The organism is Acinetobacter sp. 24-47-64 (genome assembly GCF_057737055.1).
The window spans coordinates 2,297,801-2,317,548 of record NZ_CM173215.1; the positions used below are offsets into that span (position 1 = coordinate 2,297,801).

The 19,748-nt window shown below is 37.8% G+C and carries 17 protein-coding genes, 1 tRNA gene and 1 pseudogene; 10 read left to right on the forward strand and 9 right to left on the reverse strand.

The window, feature by feature from the left end; genetic code table 11:
• Positions 1-48: 48 nt before the first annotated feature.
• The 5 genes and pseudogenes from tatA to AC1M85_RS10945 form a co-directional block, all read right to left on the reverse strand.
• Positions 49-198 (reverse strand): annotated as a pseudogene (gene tatA, locus AC1M85_RS10925) (twin-arginine translocase TatA/TatE family subunit); the annotation flags it as partial.
• A gap of 245 nt (positions 199-443) precedes the next feature.
• Positions 444-956, reverse strand: a complete 513-nt coding sequence (locus AC1M85_RS10930; protein ID WP_180028102.1) for a hypothetical protein — start codon at positions 954-956, stop codon at positions 444-446.
• A 125-nt stretch (positions 957-1,081) separates the two neighbouring features.
• A complete protein-coding gene (locus AC1M85_RS10935) occupies positions 1,082-1,990 on the reverse strand; it encodes an AEC family transporter (RefSeq protein WP_035268008.1) in 909 nt (302 codons plus the stop codon).
• Positions 1,991-2,130: 140 nt separating this feature from the next.
• Complete coding sequence (locus AC1M85_RS10940) at positions 2,131-2,850, reverse strand: HAD family hydrolase (protein WP_488213070.1); 720 nt, start codon at positions 2,848-2,850, stop codon at positions 2,131-2,133.
• Positions 2,851-2,960: 110 nt separating this feature from the next.
• Positions 2,961-4,247 carry an MFS transporter gene (locus tag AC1M85_RS10945; RefSeq protein WP_488213071.1) on the reverse strand — a complete coding sequence of 429 codons (1,287 nt, stop codon included), beginning with the start codon at positions 4,245-4,247 and terminating at the stop codon, positions 2,961-2,963.
• A gap of 137 nt (positions 4,248-4,384) precedes the next feature.
• Between AC1M85_RS10945 and AC1M85_RS10950 the strand changes: the two genes are divergently transcribed.
• The 5 genes from AC1M85_RS10950 to putP all read left to right on the forward strand — a co-directional run bounded on the left by AC1M85_RS10950 (position 4,385) and on the right by putP (position 9,104).
• Entirely contained in the window at positions 4,385-5,002 is a 618-nt protein-coding gene (locus AC1M85_RS10950; RefSeq protein ID WP_481591646.1) for a lysophospholipid acyltransferase family protein, read from the forward strand.
• Between the two features lie 74 nt (positions 5,003-5,076).
• Positions 5,077-6,006 carry a patatin-like phospholipase family protein gene (locus AC1M85_RS10955; RefSeq protein ID WP_488213072.1) on the forward strand — a complete coding sequence of 310 codons (930 nt, stop codon included), beginning with the start codon at positions 5,077-5,079 and terminating at the stop codon, positions 6,004-6,006.
• Between the two features lie 86 nt (positions 6,007-6,092).
• Entirely contained in the window at positions 6,093-6,566 is a 474-nt protein-coding gene (locus AC1M85_RS10960) for an NfeD family protein (RefSeq protein WP_180028098.1), read from the forward strand.
• Positions 6,567-6,590: 24 nt separating this feature from the next.
• A complete protein-coding gene (locus AC1M85_RS10965; RefSeq protein ID WP_035268029.1) occupies positions 6,591-7,445 on the forward strand; it encodes an SPFH domain-containing protein in 855 nt (284 codons plus the stop codon).
• A 168-nt stretch (positions 7,446-7,613) separates the two neighbouring features.
• Positions 7,614-9,104, forward strand: a complete 1,491-nt coding sequence (putP, locus tag AC1M85_RS10970) for a sodium/proline symporter PutP (protein WP_488213073.1) — start codon at positions 7,614-7,616, stop codon at positions 9,102-9,104.
• 35 nt (positions 9,105-9,139) lie between these two features.
• Here putP and AC1M85_RS10975 read toward each other — a convergent pair whose 3' ends face one another.
• From AC1M85_RS10975 to prpF, 3 genes are all read right to left on the reverse strand, one after another.
• Positions 9,140-10,051, reverse strand: coding sequence for a polyprenyl synthetase family protein (locus tag AC1M85_RS10975; protein ID WP_092767007.1), 912 nt, complete (start codon positions 10,049-10,051; stop codon positions 9,140-9,142).
• Positions 10,052-10,187: 136 nt separating this feature from the next.
• Positions 10,188-11,150: a GGDEF domain-containing protein gene (locus tag AC1M85_RS10980; protein WP_481593594.1), complete on the reverse strand. Its 963-nt coding sequence runs from the start codon at positions 11,148-11,150 to the stop codon at positions 10,188-10,190.
• 234 nt (positions 11,151-11,384) lie between these two features.
• A complete protein-coding gene (prpF, locus tag AC1M85_RS10985; protein ID WP_481589110.1) occupies positions 11,385-12,572 on the reverse strand; it encodes a 2-methylaconitate cis-trans isomerase PrpF in 1,188 nt (395 codons plus the stop codon).
• A gap of 322 nt (positions 12,573-12,894) precedes the next feature.
• Between prpF and AC1M85_RS10990 the strand changes: the two genes are divergently transcribed.
• From AC1M85_RS10990 to AC1M85_RS11010, 5 genes are all read left to right on the forward strand, one after another.
• On the forward strand, positions 12,895-14,244 hold the full coding sequence (locus tag AC1M85_RS10990; RefSeq protein ID WP_180028093.1) for an amino acid permease: 1,350 nt from the start codon (positions 12,895-12,897) through the stop codon (positions 14,242-14,244).
• A gap of 71 nt (positions 14,245-14,315) precedes the next feature.
• A tRNA-Arg gene (locus tag AC1M85_RS10995) sits at positions 14,316-14,391 on the forward strand.
• A 219-nt stretch (positions 14,392-14,610) separates the two neighbouring features.
• Positions 14,611-15,861 carry an OmpP1/FadL family transporter gene (locus tag AC1M85_RS11000; protein ID WP_481613276.1) on the forward strand — a complete coding sequence of 417 codons (1,251 nt, stop codon included), beginning with the start codon at positions 14,611-14,613 and terminating at the stop codon, positions 15,859-15,861.
• A 338-nt stretch (positions 15,862-16,199) separates the two neighbouring features.
• Positions 16,200-17,573 (forward strand): OmpP1/FadL family transporter, encoded by a 1,374-nt coding sequence (locus tag AC1M85_RS11005; RefSeq protein ID WP_481587252.1) that lies wholly within the window; start codon positions 16,200-16,202, stop codon positions 17,571-17,573.
• A gap of 294 nt (positions 17,574-17,867) precedes the next feature.
• Positions 17,868-19,055, forward strand: coding sequence for an OmpP1/FadL family transporter (locus AC1M85_RS11010; protein WP_488213074.1), 1,188 nt, complete (start codon positions 17,868-17,870; stop codon positions 19,053-19,055).
• Between the two features lie 51 nt (positions 19,056-19,106).
• On the opposite strand, the gene thrH is transcribed toward AC1M85_RS11010, so the two are convergent.
• Positions 19,107-19,724, reverse strand: a complete 618-nt coding sequence (thrH, locus tag AC1M85_RS11015; RefSeq protein WP_035269809.1) for a bifunctional phosphoserine phosphatase/homoserine phosphotransferase ThrH — start codon at positions 19,722-19,724, stop codon at positions 19,107-19,109.
• Positions 19,725-19,748 lie beyond the last annotated feature (24 nt).

Below are 19,748 nucleotides of genomic sequence, written 5' to 3' on the forward strand. Positions count from 1 at the left end.
AAACACCACAATATTGCTTTGAATATTGTTTAAAAAAGATTATTGATGAGTGTCTTTTTTATCTTCGCGAACAGCATCTTTAAAATCTTTTACAGCGCCGCCGACATCTTTGCCAAAATTCTTTAATTTAGCTGTACCGAAAATGACCAAAATAATTATGGCAAATAGTGCGATATGACCAATTGAAAGACCCATCATTATAGTTATCCTTATTTTTTAATATTGCTTAATAATAACAGACCAACAATGCATAGAACTCTTGAAATGTCTAACAATCTCAGCATACATATTTGAGTCTGTTAAGATTTTTTATTCTGCTTTCAAAATATAAGCTACTGATAAAAGTAAAAAAACCGATTTAAGCCTTTGCTTAAATCGGTTTTCAGTCACTTGGTTCGCTAAACTACGTTTTCAATTCTTCGTTTAACTTGAATAATAAAGTATTAGCGACCATAGATTTCTAAAAGTTTATCTAAAGTTGCTTGATAATGAATATCGATATCTTCAGCTAAAATAGCATACGCATTATCTAACTGAACCATTGGCCAGCCTTCTTTCCAAAACGGAAAAATATTGTGTAGATCACGCGTTACGATTGCTTCTTCGCGTGTAATCGCCTGTGCAACCTGCGATAAAACTTGTGCTGTTTCAGCACCATCAATCTCAAGATAATCAATACCACGCGCTTTAAGAATACGAATTCTGTCTTTTTTATATTTAATTTTTTTTGCTTGTGCTTCATTTAAACCTAAAGCAAGTGTCACTGCTTCAACAAACTTTTCTTCAAAAGATTGATGTAATGCAACCAAGGCTTTTTTATGTGCTTCCTGACGCCCCTCTTTACCACCACTACGAATCAGTTTATTCGCCTCAACATTAAGTTCGTCAGATTTCATAGACTGTAAAATATCTAAAATTTCGATATCACTTAAAGATTCAGCATTGTGGTGTGTCATGGGAGTACTTCAATTCAACTTAATCTTGCATTTTCTCATAATTCAACACAAATACATAATCTAATTCAAATTGAATCGATAAGCTTTCAAATGATTCTAAATATTTGGAATTATACTTCTGAGTTTTAATGCAATATTAAAGTCAAAACGATGGGTAGTGTGATTGCAGCACCGATAATTTGCAGACTAATTATGCCAGCCATTAATTGACTGTCACCACCCAATACTTTTGTCAGAATATAAGCAGCTGAAGCCGTTGGTAATGCAAAATATAAAATAAAGATTTGCGTCTCTAAAGCATTGAAGCCCAGCATTTTACAGACCAGCCAAGCCAAAATCGGCATTAAACATAAACGCGATAGCGTGTTGATCATTAGAGGTAATGATTCTTTTTTAAGAGCCACAAATTGCAATGCAGCACCGACACACATTAGTCCCATAGGTAAGCTACATATCGCAAGTTGGTAAATTAATGACTCTGCACCTTTCCATAATGGCAGCCCGGATACATTGTAGAGCACCCCAACCAGACAACCTAAAATTAAAGGATTTTTGAGTAACGATATAATCACTGCGCGAAAATTCATATTTTCATGATCGGTCAGTGCCAATACCGAGATGATATTCACAACAGGAATACTGATCGCCAACAGTAATGCAAAAATCGTCATGCCTTCTGCTGGAAAAAGCGAAGCAACAACTGCTAAACCAATATAGGTATTAAAACGTACATTACTTTGAACATAGACTCCAAATCTTCGTGTTGGGGTCTGAAAAATTCTTTTTAAAATATATAAAACCGCACAAGCAATTGGAAAGACCACGAGTAAAATGACTAAAATTTTACTCACCATCTCCATATGAATATCAGCTTGAGCCAAATTACCAAAAAGCATGGCAGGAAAAAACACAAAATAGTTAAGTTTCTCTGCACCCGCCCAAAACTCGTCTGTTAAATACGATTTCTGTTTAAGAAAATATCCAATTAATATGAGTCCTATCAGCGGCACTAAGGATAAAACAATGCTGTACATAAATGATGAGCCTAATCGAGTGCAGATCGCTCAGCCCTAATACGCTCAATCAACCACAGTAGTTTATTGCATGCATTTTGAACTGATCATTTTATATTACACTGCATCAAGCTGATCGTCTCAAAAATTCATCATTTACATCATGCATTGACTTGTTTTATATACGCTAAAATTTCAGGCAAAGTCTGAATTGTTTTATTTAACGGCGGTTGATGTTCAGCTAAGGATTGGTGAAACCCCGCCAAATATAGTCCATCTAATCCAGCCTGAGTAGCACCCCAATAATCATTCAATGGATGATCACCAACATAAAGACAATGGTCAGGTGCAATTCCTAATTGTTGACAAGTCATATGAAATATTTCTGCTTGAGGCTTTGACACACCTGCCTTCTCAGAACTCATGATTACATCAAAATAATGCGCGATTCCTAAACCTTCGATAATTTTGTGTCGAGTGAAATGTCCTCCATTCGAAATGATTGCCAACTTAAATCCCTCGCTTCTAAGCTGATCAAGCGTCTCAATAGCATTTGGCATCATGACTGCGTTTAGTCCAAATTGATTAAACCAATAGTCACTTAATTCATCTAATTCTGGTGCTTTTTTCCATTTCAACTGATTGAGTAATGCATGAGCGACGGAACCACCAATGGTAGGTGCAGTCATTCTTTCTCGGATGGGATAGCCACCATGATCAATATATCGAATCGTTTCGAGAATCTCAGCTTGCGCAGACGAGGCAGATTGATCGATTTGCTGTTTATAAGTATTAAATAATGCCCGACTAAAAGTTTGAACACTTAAATCTCGGTGTGTCAGTGTATTGTCCAAATCAAAAATAACAGCTTGAATTTTCATAGTGCTCAGAGGAGTGTATTCATTTGCCCATGCTATCAACTCTCCGCAATCTCGATTATTCCTTTTTATTTCATCCTAAGCATGAAAATGAATAAAAGATAGATTACAGACTAATTCCATTGATGTTTGTTTTGAACTGTATACCGACTCCATACTAAAATTGGTATGAACAAAAATAATCCTAATATACAGATCAAAATGAGATATGAGGTATAACCAAGCCAATCGCCTAATATGCCACTCAAGGTATACAGTGCTCCCGCAATGGAAGCCATCAATGCGACTTGGAAAGTAAAATCTGTTCCTGCAAATTCTTTCCGACTGTATTGCATCACCAAGGTTAGAATAATCACCAATAACATCGCAGCGAACATATCTTCTAAAGCATTGATGATATAGATCCACACGACGTTCAATTCAGAAGGTCGCGCCTCATAATGCGATAACCATGCAAATCCAATGAGACTCAATAATTTAAGCAGTGAAAAAGTAATTAAAGCACTTTGACGCGAATAAAACCTAAGTAGCCAACCTGCAATACCTGCTCCGATCAAAGCAGCAAATGCTCCAAGCATGGTCACATTGACACCAATTTGCGTCTTAGATAGTCCTAAATCGACCAACAATGGTTTAAGAATAGGTCCAGACAAACCATCCGTCACTTTAATGCTACACAATACAAAAAACCAAAGTCTGAGTTCTCGATTTTGAAAAAAATATTTTAAGTAATGACTTAAAGCTTTCACAAAACTTTGAGTTTTAGATGATGAATCATCATCTTGATGATTATTGATACTTTGTGAAGCATGTTGAGGCTCACGATACAATAATACGGGTAGCGTATTAAATGCCACCAAAACAGCCAAGCATAAAAAAGTGGTTTGCCAAGTCAATGCATCTAATACCCACAATATCGCACCGCCTCCCACAATAAAGCCCAATCTTGAACCAATCACTTGGAACATATTGCCTAGATGCTGTTGTTCGCCTTTTAGAATATTCACAGCTAAGCCATCAGTTGCTATATCTTGAGTCGCTCCGATACTGTTCATTATCAACAGTGCCATGAAAAATCCAAAGAGATATTGAGGTTGATTCAGTGATTGAATGGGGATAAATGATAAGATAATCAATGTGATAATTGTGAGTAACTGAGTGGGTATAATCCAACTGCGGTAATGCCCTTGATTGAACAAATGATGGCGATCAACCAATGGAGCCCATAAAACTTTGAGTGCCCACGGAGCCATCAGCAATCCAAATCCACCAATATGCGTTAAGGAAACACCTTCAGCACGCAGAATCACGGGCAAAGTATGTGTCATAAATCCTACTGGCAATCCTTGCGCCCAATAGAGTGAAAATAAAAGCACATACATTTTGGTATTTGGTGACATGAAAGAGGTGTCCTGCAACTGATGTTTTCTTAATCAATCCGTATTGAGATGTCCTTGTCACTTGATTCTTATTCTGCCAATGTATCTCATACACAAGGTCTTTATAATAAGTTTAAAAAGCAATTATACAACGCACAATGAACAATAGATTTCCAAAATTACCATCACAAGTTCCTCAACGCGGTTCAACGTTGAGTCGAGCAGCGTTCAAACAGCTTTATCTTCGACAAGGCTGGTCTTTTGAAGGAGAATTTCCAAATTTTCCCAAAGCTGTCGCAATTGTGTCCCCGCATACATCAAATTATGATGGACTGTATGCCTTTCTCGCGATGCTTGGCATTGGCATTGAAGTCACAATCTTTGGAAAAGATAGTCTGTTCAAATCTCCACTCAAACATTTACTCAAATGGATCGGGGTGATTCCGGTAAAACGCGATACCCCCCAAGGCTTGACTCAACAAATTGTTCAAGCTATTCATGAACGAGATAAAATTTGGGTGGCAATGGCACCTGAAGGTACACGAAAAAGTGCTAAAAAGATTCGCAGCGGTTTTTATCACATTGCCTTAGGTGCAAATATACCAGTGGTAATGTTTGCATTTGACTATGATCATAAAGTCATACGATGTTTAGGAAGCCTTGAAATGACGGGAGACTATGAATCTGATCTGCACAAAATATTAGAATATTATCGTGGAAAAATTTCTCCTAAAAATATAAGTCGTTTAGCATTACCCTTTAAAGAACTTTTGTAAAAATGCTAGAAAAATAGACAGCAATCTGTTGAGATATGCCTAAAATTTTGACACTTTTTAACAGATTAATGTCTATGTCATTGCTCCTCAATCTTCCCAAAATCAGCTTCATTGGCCTGAGTTTATTGGCGCTATCAGGCTGTAACTCTACTGTAAAAAATCCTACACAATCCACTCAAATTCAAGCACGCGAGCCAGTGATCGCCATTGCTCTAGGCGGTGGTGGTGCAAAAGGTTTTGCGCATATTGGTGTATTAAAGGTTTTAGAATCTCATGGTATAAAACCCAAAATTGTTACGGGTACAAGTGCTGGAAGTTTTGTCGGTAGTATTTATGCTTCAGGCAAATCTCCCTATCAACTACAGCAAATTGCACTTCAGCTGAAAGAGTCCGATATTCGTGATTTAACTTTAAATCGACAGGGTGTGGTCCTCGGTCAAAAGCTCCAAGATTATGTCAATCGACAGGTTGGGAACAAACCGATTGAACAATTCCCGATTCGATTTGCTGCAGTTGCCACACGTTTAGATAATGGTAAACGCGCTGATTTCGTCAAAGGTAATACAGGTCAAGCCGTAAGAGCGTCATGTAGTATCCCTAACGTCTTTGTTCCAACAACGATTGGCAAAACCAAATATGTTGATGGTGGACTCGTGAGTCCAATTCCAGTTCAAACTGCCAAAAATATGGGTGCAGATATTGTGATAGCAGTTGATATTTCTGCACGCCCTGCAGGCAATAAGCCGATGAGCATGTGGGGACTGTTGGATCAAACGATTAATATTATGGGTCAACAAAGTATCAATACTGAACTCAATGCAGCTACAGTCGTGATTCAGCCAAAAGTTGGCCATTTAGGAACTTTGGATTTGAAAGCCAGCAATGAGGCAATACTTGAAGGTGAGAAAGCAGCGCAACTGAAAATTAAATCAATAGATACCGCAATTGCCAATTTCAAAAAATCTCCTGCTGCTTTCAAACCTGCACCAGCAGCTCGCTTTTAAGCATTTTTTATAGGCTTCTCTGCCCTAGTCTGTTATCTTGATATAGATGTTTTCGTCTATAACAAGATAACGATTAGAGTAGATGTATGGACTTATTGATTGAACCTTGGCATTGGTTTGTATTAGGTATTTTGCTCATCCTGTCCGAGCTCATTTTACCGGCCTTTGCTGCACTGTGGTTTGGTATAGCTGCAGTCATTATTAGCATACTCGTGTGGCTATTTCCTTCTATGGGGCTTCCAACTCAAATTATTTTATGGGTTGTCCTATCGATTTCATGTACGGTGGTTTGGTTTAAATTTATTAAACCACTTTCCGTTGATAAGACTAAAGCGGGGCTCTCACGTGAAGCGACAATCGGACAAGTTGGGATGGTGATTCAAATTGGTCATGAACCTGAATTGGTCAAAGTTCGTTTTCAGCTTCCAGTTCTCGGCTCTGACGAATGGAATTGCAGAACACTGAGCCCTGTTCAGGTCGGTGATCGTGTCAGAGTTACAGATATTTTAGGTAATGAGCTGGTCGTTCAAGCGCACAATAACCTCAATTCACCGTTATAAACAATAATTCTTAAAGGAGTAGAAATGTCTGGTTCAATTATTGCCATCGCATTTTTGGCATTCGTCGGGATCACTATTTTTAAAGGGGTTCGTATTGTTCCTCAAGGCTATAAATGGATCGTACAACGTCTGGGTAAATACCATACAACCTTAAGTCCAGGTCTAAACTTTGTGATTCCTTATGTTGATGAAGTCGCATATAAAGTCACGACAAAAGATATTGTTCTCGATATTCCATCTCAGGAAGTAATTACAAGAGATAACGCAGTTCTTTTAATGAACGCTGTTGCCTATATCAACATTACTACACCAGAAAAAGCAGTCTACGGTATCGAAAACTATACTTGGGCGATCCAAAACCTTGTCCAAACTTCTTTACGCTCAATCGTCGGTGAAATGGACTTGGATGATGCTTTATCTTCACGTGATCATATTAAAGCGAAGCTGAAAGCAGCAATTTCTGATGATATTTCAGATTGGGGAATTACGCTTAAAACGGTTGAAATCCAAGATATTCAACCATCAGGTACGATGCAATCCGCAATGGAAGCACAAGCCGCAGCTGAACGTCAGCGTCGTGCGACAGTGACACGTGCTGATGGTGAGAAACAAGCTGCGATTCTGGAAGCTGAAGGTCGTCTTGAAGCATCACGTCGTGATGCTGAGGCTCAAGTTGTACTTGCTGAAGCTTCAGAAAAAGCCATTAACATGGTTACCAATGCTGTAGGCGACAAAGAAATTCCTGTCGCTTATCTACTTGGTGAACAATATGTAAAAGCAATGCAGGATATGGCTAAATCTAATAATGCTAAAACTGTGGTATTGCCTGCTGACATCATGAATACGATTCGTGGGGTAATGGGTCGTAATAATCCTTAAATCGCTCAAACACTCTTCAAAATTTAAAAAGGCAGCTTCGGCTGCCTTTGTTATTGATATGACTCAAGATTCAATTCTTCAGCATTTATTTTAAATTTATGGTTAAATTTCGCATCCTGAAAGATTGCATGAAAACAATCTATCGTCTAACTGCATCATGGAAATTGTATGAGCACCTTTGATCCCACCTTAATCACTTTCATGTTCTATATTGTCGCCATGGTCGTGATTGGTTTAATCGCGTATCGAGCGACCACGAACTTTTCAGATTATATTTTGGGTGGACGACGCTTGGGAAGTTTTGTAACAGCCCTTTCAGCTGGTGCTTCTGACATGAGTGGCTGGTTACTTATGGGTTTGCCAGGTGCTATTTATCTTTCCGGTCTATCAGAAATGTGGATTGCAATTGGTTTAATTATTGGTGCCTGGCTCAACTGGCTGTTAGTGGCAGGACGTCTCAGAGTTCATACTGAAGTTCAACACAATGCCCTTACACTCCCAGATTACTTTTCCAATCGTTTTAATGATCAGAAAAAAATTCTACGAATCGTTTCCGCATTTGTCATTTTAATCTTCTTTGCCATTTATTGTGCTTCAGGCATGGTGGCAGGCGCTCGATTATTTGAAAGTATGTTTGATCTTTCTTACAGCACTGCCCTTTGGATTAGTGCAATTGCAACGATCAGTTACGTTTTTATTGGTGGGTTCTTAGCTGTTTCTTGGACAGACACCATCCAAGCGGGATTAATGATTTTTGCCTTATTGCTTACCCCCATCGTGGCTTTACTGACTTTTTCCGATTTATCTCAAGTGAATCTAGCACTTGAAGCAGCGCGACCAGAAGCAAGCAGTTTAATGGGTAACTTAAGTACCGTCGCAATTATTTCATTACTGGCTTGGGGTTTAGGCTATTTCGGACAACCTCATATTCTCGTACGTTTTATGGCTGCTGATTCAGTTAAATCGATTCCTAATGCTCGTCGTATTGGTATGACTTGGATGATTCTGTGCCTTGGTGGTGCAGTGGCTGCTGGATATGTCGGTATTGCTTATTTTCAGCAAAATCCACAGTTCGCTAATATTGTGAATGCTAACCCTGAAACTGTATTTATGGAGTTAACGAAAGTTCTATTTAACCCATGGATCGCCGGCATTGTATTAGCTGCCATTTTGGCTGCGGTAATGAGTACATTGAGTTGTCAACTTCTTGTTTGTTCAAGCACTTTAACCGAAGATTTTTATAAATCTTTCATCCGTAAAACTGCTTCTCAAAAAGAACTGGTTTGGGTGGGTCGCTTGATGGTGCTACTGATTGCTTTACTTGCGATTGTTTTAGCGTCAAACCCTGAATCTAAAGTACTTGGTCTAGTTGCCTACGCTTGGGCAGGCTTTGGGGCAGCATTTGGCCCGCTCATTATTCTGTCTTTATTCTGGAAACGCATGACATTAAATGGCGCTTTGGCGGGGATGATCATTGGTGCAGTGACCGTTATTGTATGGAAAAATATTTGGGCTGATACTGGAATCTATGAAATCATTCCTGGCTTTATTTGCTCCCTCATCGCAATCATTGTTGTGAGTTTATTAGGTAAGCAACCGACCTCAGATGTTACTGACCGATTTGACGAAGCAGACCGATTATATAAAGCGACAAAATAACAAATGAAAAAGAGGACTTTCAGTCCTCTTTTTTTTTAACTTTTTCGAGCAAGTAAAAAAGCTGAAATCTGCTTAAGTTCAGATGCTGAATCACCAAAATAATCTAAAGCACTAATGGCTTGCTGATGAAGCTTATTTGCATATTCTTTTGCAGCATCTAAGCCCAATAAAGCTGGGTATGTTGATTTTTCGACAAGTTCATCTTTTCCAGCGGTCTTTCCAAGCGTTTCAGTATCCGAAACTATATCTAAAATATCATCTTGTACTTGAAATGCTAAACCTAATGCCTGACCAAATTCACGCAATTTCGGTATTCCTGCATCTACACCGTCCATCACTGTCACTGCTGACATCATGATTGCGGCCTGAATCAGTGCACCAGTTTTATTACGATGAATATTTTCCAATGCTTCCTGATCAATTTTCTTGCCTTCCGCTTGCAAATCTAGGACTTGACCACAAACCATCTTAGAAGATGATGTCGCCAATATCTGCATTTGCTTCAACACAATAGAAGGATCTACAGTGACTTGTGTATCAAAAAGGCGACTTCCTAAAACCTCAAATGCCATCGACTGCAAGATATCTCCCGCAAGTAGTGCTGTATCTTCACCATATGCAACATGACAAGTTGGTTGACCACGACGCAACAAATCATTATCCATACATGGTAAGTCGTCATGAGCAAGTGAATAGCAATGAATTAACTCGACTGCAACTGCTGCACGTCGCACAGCAGCAAAATTTTTATGATCTTCACTTAATTCTGCTGTTGCATACGCTAAAGCTGGACGAACCCTTTTTCCACCTAACATGACTGCATGATTTACAGCACTTTTCAATGGCTCTGGAATGAAAAATGCATCTAGGGCAATTTTCAGATCCTGTTGGATTTGCTGTTGAGCACGTTGTAATACTTCACTATTCACAGAGATATGTACTGTCACTGCCGTCTTTGAACCTCAAGTTATACCGTTTCATGTCGGTATATATAAAATTGTCCTTATTCTACAACCAATTGTGATTGCTACAAAACACAATGCTGATTTGTTTTATTTAGTGATAGGTTTAAATGAAGAGTGACTATTCATCTAACACATGAATCGAGTTTCGACCCAATACATGTGCAATGTCAACCGCACGATCTAAGGTTTCTAATATTTGCTTTTCTGAGTACATTTTTTGGCAATTAGGATGAAAAATCCCAATCGCACACGTGAGTACCTCATCCTCTTGAGGATCGAAATAAATTTTTTCACGGACCAATGTTTGTTTTAGGCGTTCAGCAATGGTGAGAATTTTCCAAGGAGTCGATTCTTGAATCACCAAGATAAAACTTGCAGAATTCAAACGATAGACTTCTGCTAAATCTTGATTCAACTCCTCTTTAATCAGAGATCCAATACGACTCAAAATTTCATCGCCAATGGTATAACTATTGAGCTGATTAAACTTTTTAAAATTTTCGACTTCAAACTTGATAAAAGAATAATTTTTCCGATCTTGAATAAGGAAGCGATCTTTTAAAAACTGTTCAAATGCCAGCTTATTGTTCATCCCAGTCACAGGATCCAAATATAGCTCTTCAAACAACCTTTTATTATTTTGGATCAAGACACGTTCACGTCTTTTCAATTTTGTTATATCTGCACATACGATCAACACGCAATCCAAAGAGGTTGATTTATCTCTTAAAGCACTAAAATAAATTTGAAAAAAATGCCCTTTTGAATAGAACTCATTTTCAATTTTGTATAAGCGTGAATCATGTCGAAACAATTGCAGCGCATCTTGAAATAATTGGTAAACCGTCGTTGATACGAAACCTAATTTCTTTCCGAGTAAATAGAGTGCATCACTCTCATAGATATCAGCAAATAATTGATTTGCACTAATAAATACACCATCATGCTGAACTAGCGCCACAGGCACAGGGATTTTGGCAATCACAGATACCAAATCTAATTTATTTGTAGCATGAATTTGGTTTAGAAACTCTTGATCAATCTTGGGCGTATCCTGCTCAAAATTATTATCCTTCTTCATTGGTCTTTCTCATTTTAATTATTCGTGGAGCGAAGGCTATTCAGCAACTTAATTTTATGAATTCGGTGAATATAATCACGTTGACTTATTTCCTTAATATAACATGTCAAAATTGTCATAGTCTCAATTATTTATGAGTGAATCGTACTGTTAGTAATGCTTTCAGGCTAATTTAGTATACTTATCACATATTTTAAGCGCGTAAAAAAACCACTCGAAAGTGGTTTTTTCATCTTAAAACGTATCGCCAGGAATTCGCACCCATCCTTCCATGAGTACTCGAGCACTGCGACTCATAATGGCCTTTTTTACAGTCCATTGGTCATTAATTTTCTCCGCTTCAGCGCCCACTCTGAGTGTCCCAGAAGGATGCCCAAATCTGACTGATTTTTTTTCACCACCACCTGAGGCTAAATTGACTAATGTTCCAGGAATTGCAGCGGCGGTTCCAATCGCTACAGCTGCGGTTCCCATCATGGCATGGTGCAGTTTACCCATAGATAAAGCACGAACCGTCAAGTCGATCTCATCAGCGTGTACTGCTTTTCCGCTAGATGAGATGTAATTTTTAGGCGCAGATACGAATGCAATTTTAGGTGTATGCTGACGTTGAACCGCTTCATCAATATGCTGAATAATACCCATCTTTACAGCACCATAAGCACGAATTTTTTCAAACTTGGCCAAGGCCTCGACATCATTATTGATATGATCCTGAAGTTCAGTTCCTTCATACCCCAAGTCTGAAGCACACATAAAAATAGTTGGAATACCCGCATTAATCAGCGTCACCTGAAAGCGACCAATATCTGGGACTTCCAGTTCATCAACCACATTTCCTGTGGGAAACATGGCAGCCCCATCCTCTCCATCATCTGCGGGATCTAAAAATTCTATTTGCACCTCTGCAGCTGGAAATGTTACCCCATCAAGCTCGAAATCACCTGTTTCCTGAACCTGACCATTTGTGATTGGGACATGCGCAATAATCGTTTTCTGAATATTGACCTGCCAAATCTTTACCGTACAAATTCCATTCTCTGGGATCTTTTCTGCACTCACGAGACCATTTGAAATCGCAAATGAGCCTACAGCAGCCGTAAGATTGCCACAATTACCACTCCAGTCGACGAATGGTCGATCAATTGCAACCTGTCCAAAAAGATAATCTACATCATGATCAGGTTGAGCGCTTTTAGAGAGAATGACTGTCTTACTGGTACTAGATGAAGCACCACCCATTCCATCGATTTGTTTGCCATAAGGATCAGGGCTTCCTATCACACGTAATAAGATCTGATCTCTTGCTTTACCTGGAACTTGAGCTTCTTTGGGTAAATCATTTAAGTTAAAGAAAACACCTTTACTCGTTCCTCCACGCATATAAGTGGCTGGAATTTTAATTTGTGGTGTTGAACTCATAGCTCATTCCTTCTCTTTTAATATTTGTTATCAATCGTGATTTTTAGTTCAATACAGTATAAATGATTTTTTATGTGAACATGAGCACTTAACACTATGGTATGAATTTCCATCAATTACGATAGATTAAATTTAATTCACTCTCACAAAAACAAATTCTAATAAAATTAAATGATTGATTAAAAAATAATTAAATCATTTTTCTATAATAATTTTATTTTATTTAAATCATAAAAAACATTCATGAACGCTGACGTACTAGGCTAATGCAATTTGATCTATTACAATCTTGTAACTTATTTCAATCGTCGGGCTGAATACTTTGAATAACAAGTCTTCACAACTTCAGCGTGGCTTAAAGAATCGTCATATCCAATTAATCGCTATGGGTGGTGCAATTGGTACAGGCTTATTTTTAGGTTCCGCACACGTGATCCAATCTGCCGGCCCATCTATTATTTTGGGTTATGCAATTGGTGGTTTAATCGCTTTTTTAATTATGCGCCAATTAGGCGAAATGATTGTTCATGAACCTGTTGCAGGATCATTTAGTCATTTTGCAAATAAATATTGGGGTAAGTTTCCTGGATTCCTAGCAGGTTGGAACTATTGGATTCTTTATATTTTGGTCGCGATGACCGAATTAACAGCTGTTGCAAAATATATTAACTATTGGTGGCCTCACATTCCTGCTTGGTCATCAGTTCTTTTCTTCTTTATTATCATTACCTTAGTTAACCTCTGTAATGTTAAATTTTATGGAGAATCAGAGTTTTGGCTGTCTATTATTAAAGTAGCAGCTGTCGTGTCGATGATTATCTTCGGTCTATTCTTGTTGTTTACAGCAGGATCTGACTCTACTGCATCATTCAGTAATCTTTGGACTCACGGTGGTTTCTTCCCTCATGGATTCGAAGGTTTATTCTTCATGTTGGCATTCCTGATGTTCGCCTTTGGTGGTATTGAACTGATTGGTATGGCGGCAGCTGAGGCTGAAAATCCAGAGAAAACGATTCCTAAAGCAATTAATCAAGTTGTTTTCCGTATTCTGATTTTCTATGTTGGGTCGCTTACAATTCTTCTTTCTTTAGTTCCATGGAATCAACTGCAACTTGGTGGTCTAGATAAAAGTCCATTCGTAATGATCTTCAGTCAACTGGGTATTGATTGGGCTGCTCACCTGCTCAACTTTATTATTTTGACTGCTGCGCTATCAGTATATAACAGTGGAATGTACGCGAATAGCCGTATGCTTTTTGGTTTAGCAAAACAAGGGAATGCCCCTAAAATTTTTGAAAAAACCAATAAACAAGGTGTACCTGTTCCAGCGGTATTGTTGTCAGCGGTGTTAATTTTCGGATGTGTTTTATTAAACTATTTCGCACCTGAAGATGCTTTAAGTAATTTAATTTATATTGTTGTTGGTGCTCTAGTACTTAACTGGGCGATGATTGCGTTGACTCACTTGAAATTTAAACAAGCGATGAAACAGTCGAATACCACTTCAAAATTTCCTGCTTTATGGTCACCAGCGAGTAACTATTTGGTTCTTGGGTTTATTCTTGTCGTGCTTTACATCATGTGGACTCAAGGCTTAAGCGGTGCTGTGATCATGATTCCGATCTGGATTATCCTGATGTTGGTATTATTTAAATTACTTTACCGAAAATAGTAAGACGCATTAGAAAAAGTTATTGCTAAGCAATAACTTTTTTTCAAAAATTTATTTAATTAGATTAGTATGCGTCCTTAGCTTAACTGGATAGAGCAGTTGCCTCCTAAGTGACCGGCGTGGGTTCGAGTCCCGCAGGGCGCACCATTTTCTTAGATTAATACACTTATCAACAAATTGACCCAAAATAAAAAAAATAATGTCATTTCAGTCAAATTTTTGTTGCATCTCATTACCTTTATGATATGTTGTTTGTAGAGCAAAAAATAAACATTTAAGCATAAATCGTTTATTTATCAGCTCTTAAGGAAATAACTAAAAAAATTCTATTAAATTAAAAATTCACATTATCTAAGGATAGATAACATGAAATTAAAAACCATCAGTGCATCTGTATTATTTGCTTTATTACCGATTTCTGGGGCTTATGCAGCCGCTATGGATCGCTCAGGTCAATCGATAGGAGCATTTTTACAACCGAATAACTATTTTGAAGCTGGTATCTCCATTATTGACCCTGATGTATCTGGTAAAAACCAACTTGGAAATATCAGTGATATGGCTGAGGATTATTACTTCCCAAGTGCTGCATTAAAACTGCAATTAAATGAAAAATTCTCTTTCGGCTTACTCTATGATCAACCCTTTGGAGCATCAGCCTATTACACAGATGGATTACTTCCAGGATTACTGCCAGATAGTACACTTCCTCTCTCTTCAACAGAGGTTAAAGTAAATTCAAATAACATATCAGCTATTGTTGGGTTTCAACCTAATGAAAATTTGAATATTTATGGCGGTGGTGTATATCAGGATGTGAGAGGTAATTTAACTTTATCTAGTTTAGCGAATTATCAGGCTCATTTTAAAAGAGATGAAGGTTATGGTTGGTTAGCTGGTGTTGCATATCAAATCCCTGAAATAGCGTTAAAAGCATCCTTAACATATAGATCTGAAATTGACCATAGTTTGGAAACTACGGAAGATGCCAATGGTTTGATAAACGCTTATTCAAGTTATTTTGGTTATCCTAGTTTTATTGTTGAGAGCATAGTTGGACCTCAAGTAGCTCAAGTACTAACTAATCTTAAAAATTTAGATTCGAGTGGGGCATTAAATACACCTTCTCAGAATACTAAAATCAGCACTCCACAATCAGTTAATTTAGACTTTCAAACAGGCATCATGGCAAACACCGTTGCTTTTGCAAATGTTCGATGGGTTGAATGGGGAGGTCTAAAAATTGATATTGATAAATTTAGATTGTTAACACAAGCTGTTACTGGTCAAGGACAAAATATTATTGAATATGATAAGGATCAATGGTCTGCAACGGTTGGCGTTGGTCGTAAGATTAATGAAAAATGGGGCGGTGCATTATCCGCAGGTTGGGATTCTGGAGCTGGGAATCCAGTAACCGCACTTGGACCAACAGAAGGCTACTGGAATCTAGGTTTGAGTGCTCAGTTTAGCCCTACTCCTGCAACCTTTATCGGTGGCGGTGTAAAATATTTTTGGTTAGGAGATGCTGATGGCCGATCTGTTGGTCGTGAAGTGGGTAAGTTTGAAGATAACAATGCTTGGGCATATGGTCTAAAAATAGGTTATCGTTTCTAAATTCCATTTAGTTATCAAAAGAGCACTTTTGTGCTCTTTTTTTATTTAATCATGAATGCCATTGACTGACTGTATAGTTCATTTAAGTATTAACCATAAGATAGTGTCGTTAAAAATTAAATAACTCATAAATTCAATAATTTATATAAAAAATAAAATTCCTATTATTTTTATCAGAATTAAAATTCAATTATAAATTTATTTCCTTAGAGTATTTACTCTGATTCTTAATGTGTTATTTTGTGAACATAAGATTTAGGATCAGTTTAAGATAACTAATCCTCAATTCAATTGGAAAATACAAAATAATTCATTGAAGAAGATCAGGGAAAATTCAAGTGAAATTAACAAAATTATCAGCTGCTGTATTATTCGGTTTAGCATCATCAGGCACTTTTGCTGCTGCATTAGATCGTTCTGGACAATCTATTTCATCATTCCTTCAACCAGGAAATTACTTCGAAGCTGGCATCTCAATTTTAGATCCATCTGTCTCTGGTAAAGACTTATCTGGTAATTACACTGGTGATATGGCTGGTGATTACTACTTTCCTTCTGCAGCATTAAAAATTCAAGCGACCGATAAAATTTCATTTGGTTTGATTTATGACCAGCCTTTCGGTGCTGATGCAGCATATAAAGGTAACAATAATTTTACCACACAAGGTTCTGATACCATTTTAGGTGCACTCCCAGTTTACCTTGGTGAAAAGCCAGCAAGTGCTCCTATAGGTGTAGGTTTAAATACTGGTGTAACAGGTGGCACATCAGTCGAAGTAGATACACAAAATATTTCCGCTATTATCGGCTTCCAACCTAACGAAAATTTTAATTTCTATGGCGGAGCTGTTTATCAAACTGTTAAAGGAAATGTAAAATTAAGAGGATCGACGTATAGTATCTTTAATGGATACGATGCTGATATTAAAGAAGACGGCGACTTCGGTTGGTTAGTCGGTGCAGCTTATCAAATTCCTGAAATCGCTTTAAAAGCCTCTTTAACATATAGATCTGAAATTAGTCATGACGTTGAAGTAAATGAAAGTATTCCTGCTGCAACCGCATTAGCAAATCCAGCAAATGCTCCTCAATTGATTAACCTCATTACAACTTTGACTGCACTTGGACAAATCGATCAAGATACAGCAGGTAGCCTACAAGGAGCAATCGGTGCTTTAGGTGCTGGCTTCAAACCTGGATCTACAAATGTTACTACTCCACAATCTGTCAACTTAGATCTACAAAGTGGCATTATGGCGAACACCGTAGCATTTGCAAACATACGTTGGGTGGATTGGTCTAGTTTCTCAATTAAGCCTAATAATTTCGGTCAATTGGCTGATGCACTTGGTAGTGCCGGACTTATCCCTGGCAAACCTAATGGATTTAACCTAGTTGATTATTCTAAAGATCAATGGTCTGTAACAACAGGTGTAGGTCGTAAATTTAACGAGCAATGGGCTGGTAATGTTTCAGTTGGATGGGATTCCGGTGCAGGCAATCCTGTAACGACACTTGGACCAACAGAAGGTTATTGGAACGTAGGTTTAGGTCTTCAATATAGCCCTACTCCAGCTACGTTTATTGCAGGTGGTGTTAAATACTTCTGGTTAGGTGATGCTGATGCTCAGACAGGTGCACATAGTGCAGCAGGCAAGTTTGAAGACAATGACGCTTTAGCTTACGGTCTTAAAATCGGCTATAAATTCTAATCATTCGTAAATAAAAAAGACCACATGATTGTGGTCTTTTTTTATTTTTATACAAGTATAAATTAATTGTTTGTTATATCATCATTTAAAATAAGAAAACGACTCAAACTACAATTCCTTTTTTGCTCAATAATACTTTTTAAAAACATGGACATAATTATTTAATCTCATAACTTGATAATGAAGCAATATAAATTTGATTATATTTCAATCACTTCCGAGCATTTACTCTTTTTTTATTTGTGTTATTTTTCATGCAATTTTTTCGCCATATGGCATTCATGGATGAACATCATGAAATTTAAAGTACTTTCATACTCAGTCTTATTGTCTACGCTCCCATTAACTTCAATTTACGCCGCAGGATTAGATCGTTCAGGTCAGTCGATTTCAGCATTTCTCCAATCAGGTAATTATGCAGAAGCTGGCATTTCTGTTTTAGATCCCACCGTTAAAGGTTCTTCCACAGTGATTAATAAAATCACTGGTCAGGATTTAACAGGCGAAAAAATTACAGATATGGGCAGTGATTATTATTTTGTAAACACTGCTCTTAAACTACAGGTTACTGACCAAGTTTCTTTAGGTTTAATTTACGATCAGCCTTTTGGTGCAGATGCATTATACGATGCTAAAAATCAATCATTTGGCAATAGTTTAAGTGGTACATCAGTTGAAGTTAAGACACAAAATTTAACTGCACTCATTGGTTATCAACCCACTGAAAATTGGAATTTTTATGCTGGTCCAGTATGGCAAACAGTTGAAGCTGATATCAATTTAAAAGGTAGTGCATACCAAGTCTTAAATGGCTATAACATCCATGTAGACCAAAAAGAAGCTTACGGCTGGATTGCAGGTACTGCATACCAAATTCCAAAAATTGCATTAAAAGCATCTATCACTTATCGCTCTGAGATTAAACACAAAGCTCAGTCGAATGAAACCTCGCTCCTTCCACTTTACGCCGATGCATTAAAAAAGCCTGAGTTTAATAGATTAGATAAGATCGCTGCAGTAACTGAAGCAGTTACTCCACAATCTGTAAATATTGATTTACAGTCTGGAATTGCAACAAACACTTTGGCGTTTGCTAACCTGCGTTGGGTTCATTGGGATCAATTTACGGTTACACCTAAATTACTTGGATTAGTTGGACAGGACCTCATTTCGTATTCTGATGATCAGTACTCTGCAACCTTAGGTGTTGCACATAAATTTAATGATCAATGGGCAGCAACCACAACTGTAGGCTATGACTCTGGAGCTGGAAACCCTGTAACCACTTTAGGTCCAACTGAAGGTTATTGGAGTGTAGGCTTAGGTGGTCAATTCAACCCATCACAGCAAAGCTTTATTCAAGCTGGTGTTAAATATTTCTGGTTAGGCGATGCAACTGCTCAAACGGGTGGCATAAATGTTGGAGAATTCAGCAACAATTATGCATTAGGTTATGGCATGAAAATCGGGTATCGATTCTAACAATTGTTATAAAAAAAGGACGCTAAAGCGTCCTTTTTTCAAAGTAATAACTTAGGCTGGAATATCACGTACAGAAGCGTTGCGGATCGCTTCTTTCAATGCAGCATAACCATTAATCGCAGGAAATTGTGGGAATTCTGCAATTACATTATCCGGCGCATCAAATAAGAAACCTTGATCTGCTTCACCGAGCATCGTAGTATCGTTATACGAGTCGCCTGCAGCAATTACACGGAAATTTAAACCGTGTAAAGCTTGCACTGCTTTACGTTTTTGATCAGGTTGACGTAGTTTATAATTTGTAATCATACCATTTTCGTCAGTTTCTAATTTGTGACAGAAAATCGTAGGCCAACCTAACTGCTTCATCAATGGATGAGCAAATTCATAGAATGTGTCTGATAAAATGATGAGTTGGAAATGAGTACGTACCCACTCGACAAACTCCTTAGCGCCTTCAAACGGTCCCATATCTGCAATAACAGCTTGAATGTCATTTAAACCTAAACCATGCTGTTTAAGAATATTTAAACGCTGAGTCATGAGCACATCGTAGTCTGGAATATCTCGAGTTGTTGCTTCAAGCTCTTTAATTCCTGTTTTTTTTGCAAAATTAATCCAAATTTCAGGAACCAAAACGCCTTCAAGATCTAGACAAACGATTTCCATGATACTGCCCTCAGCATTAATAAA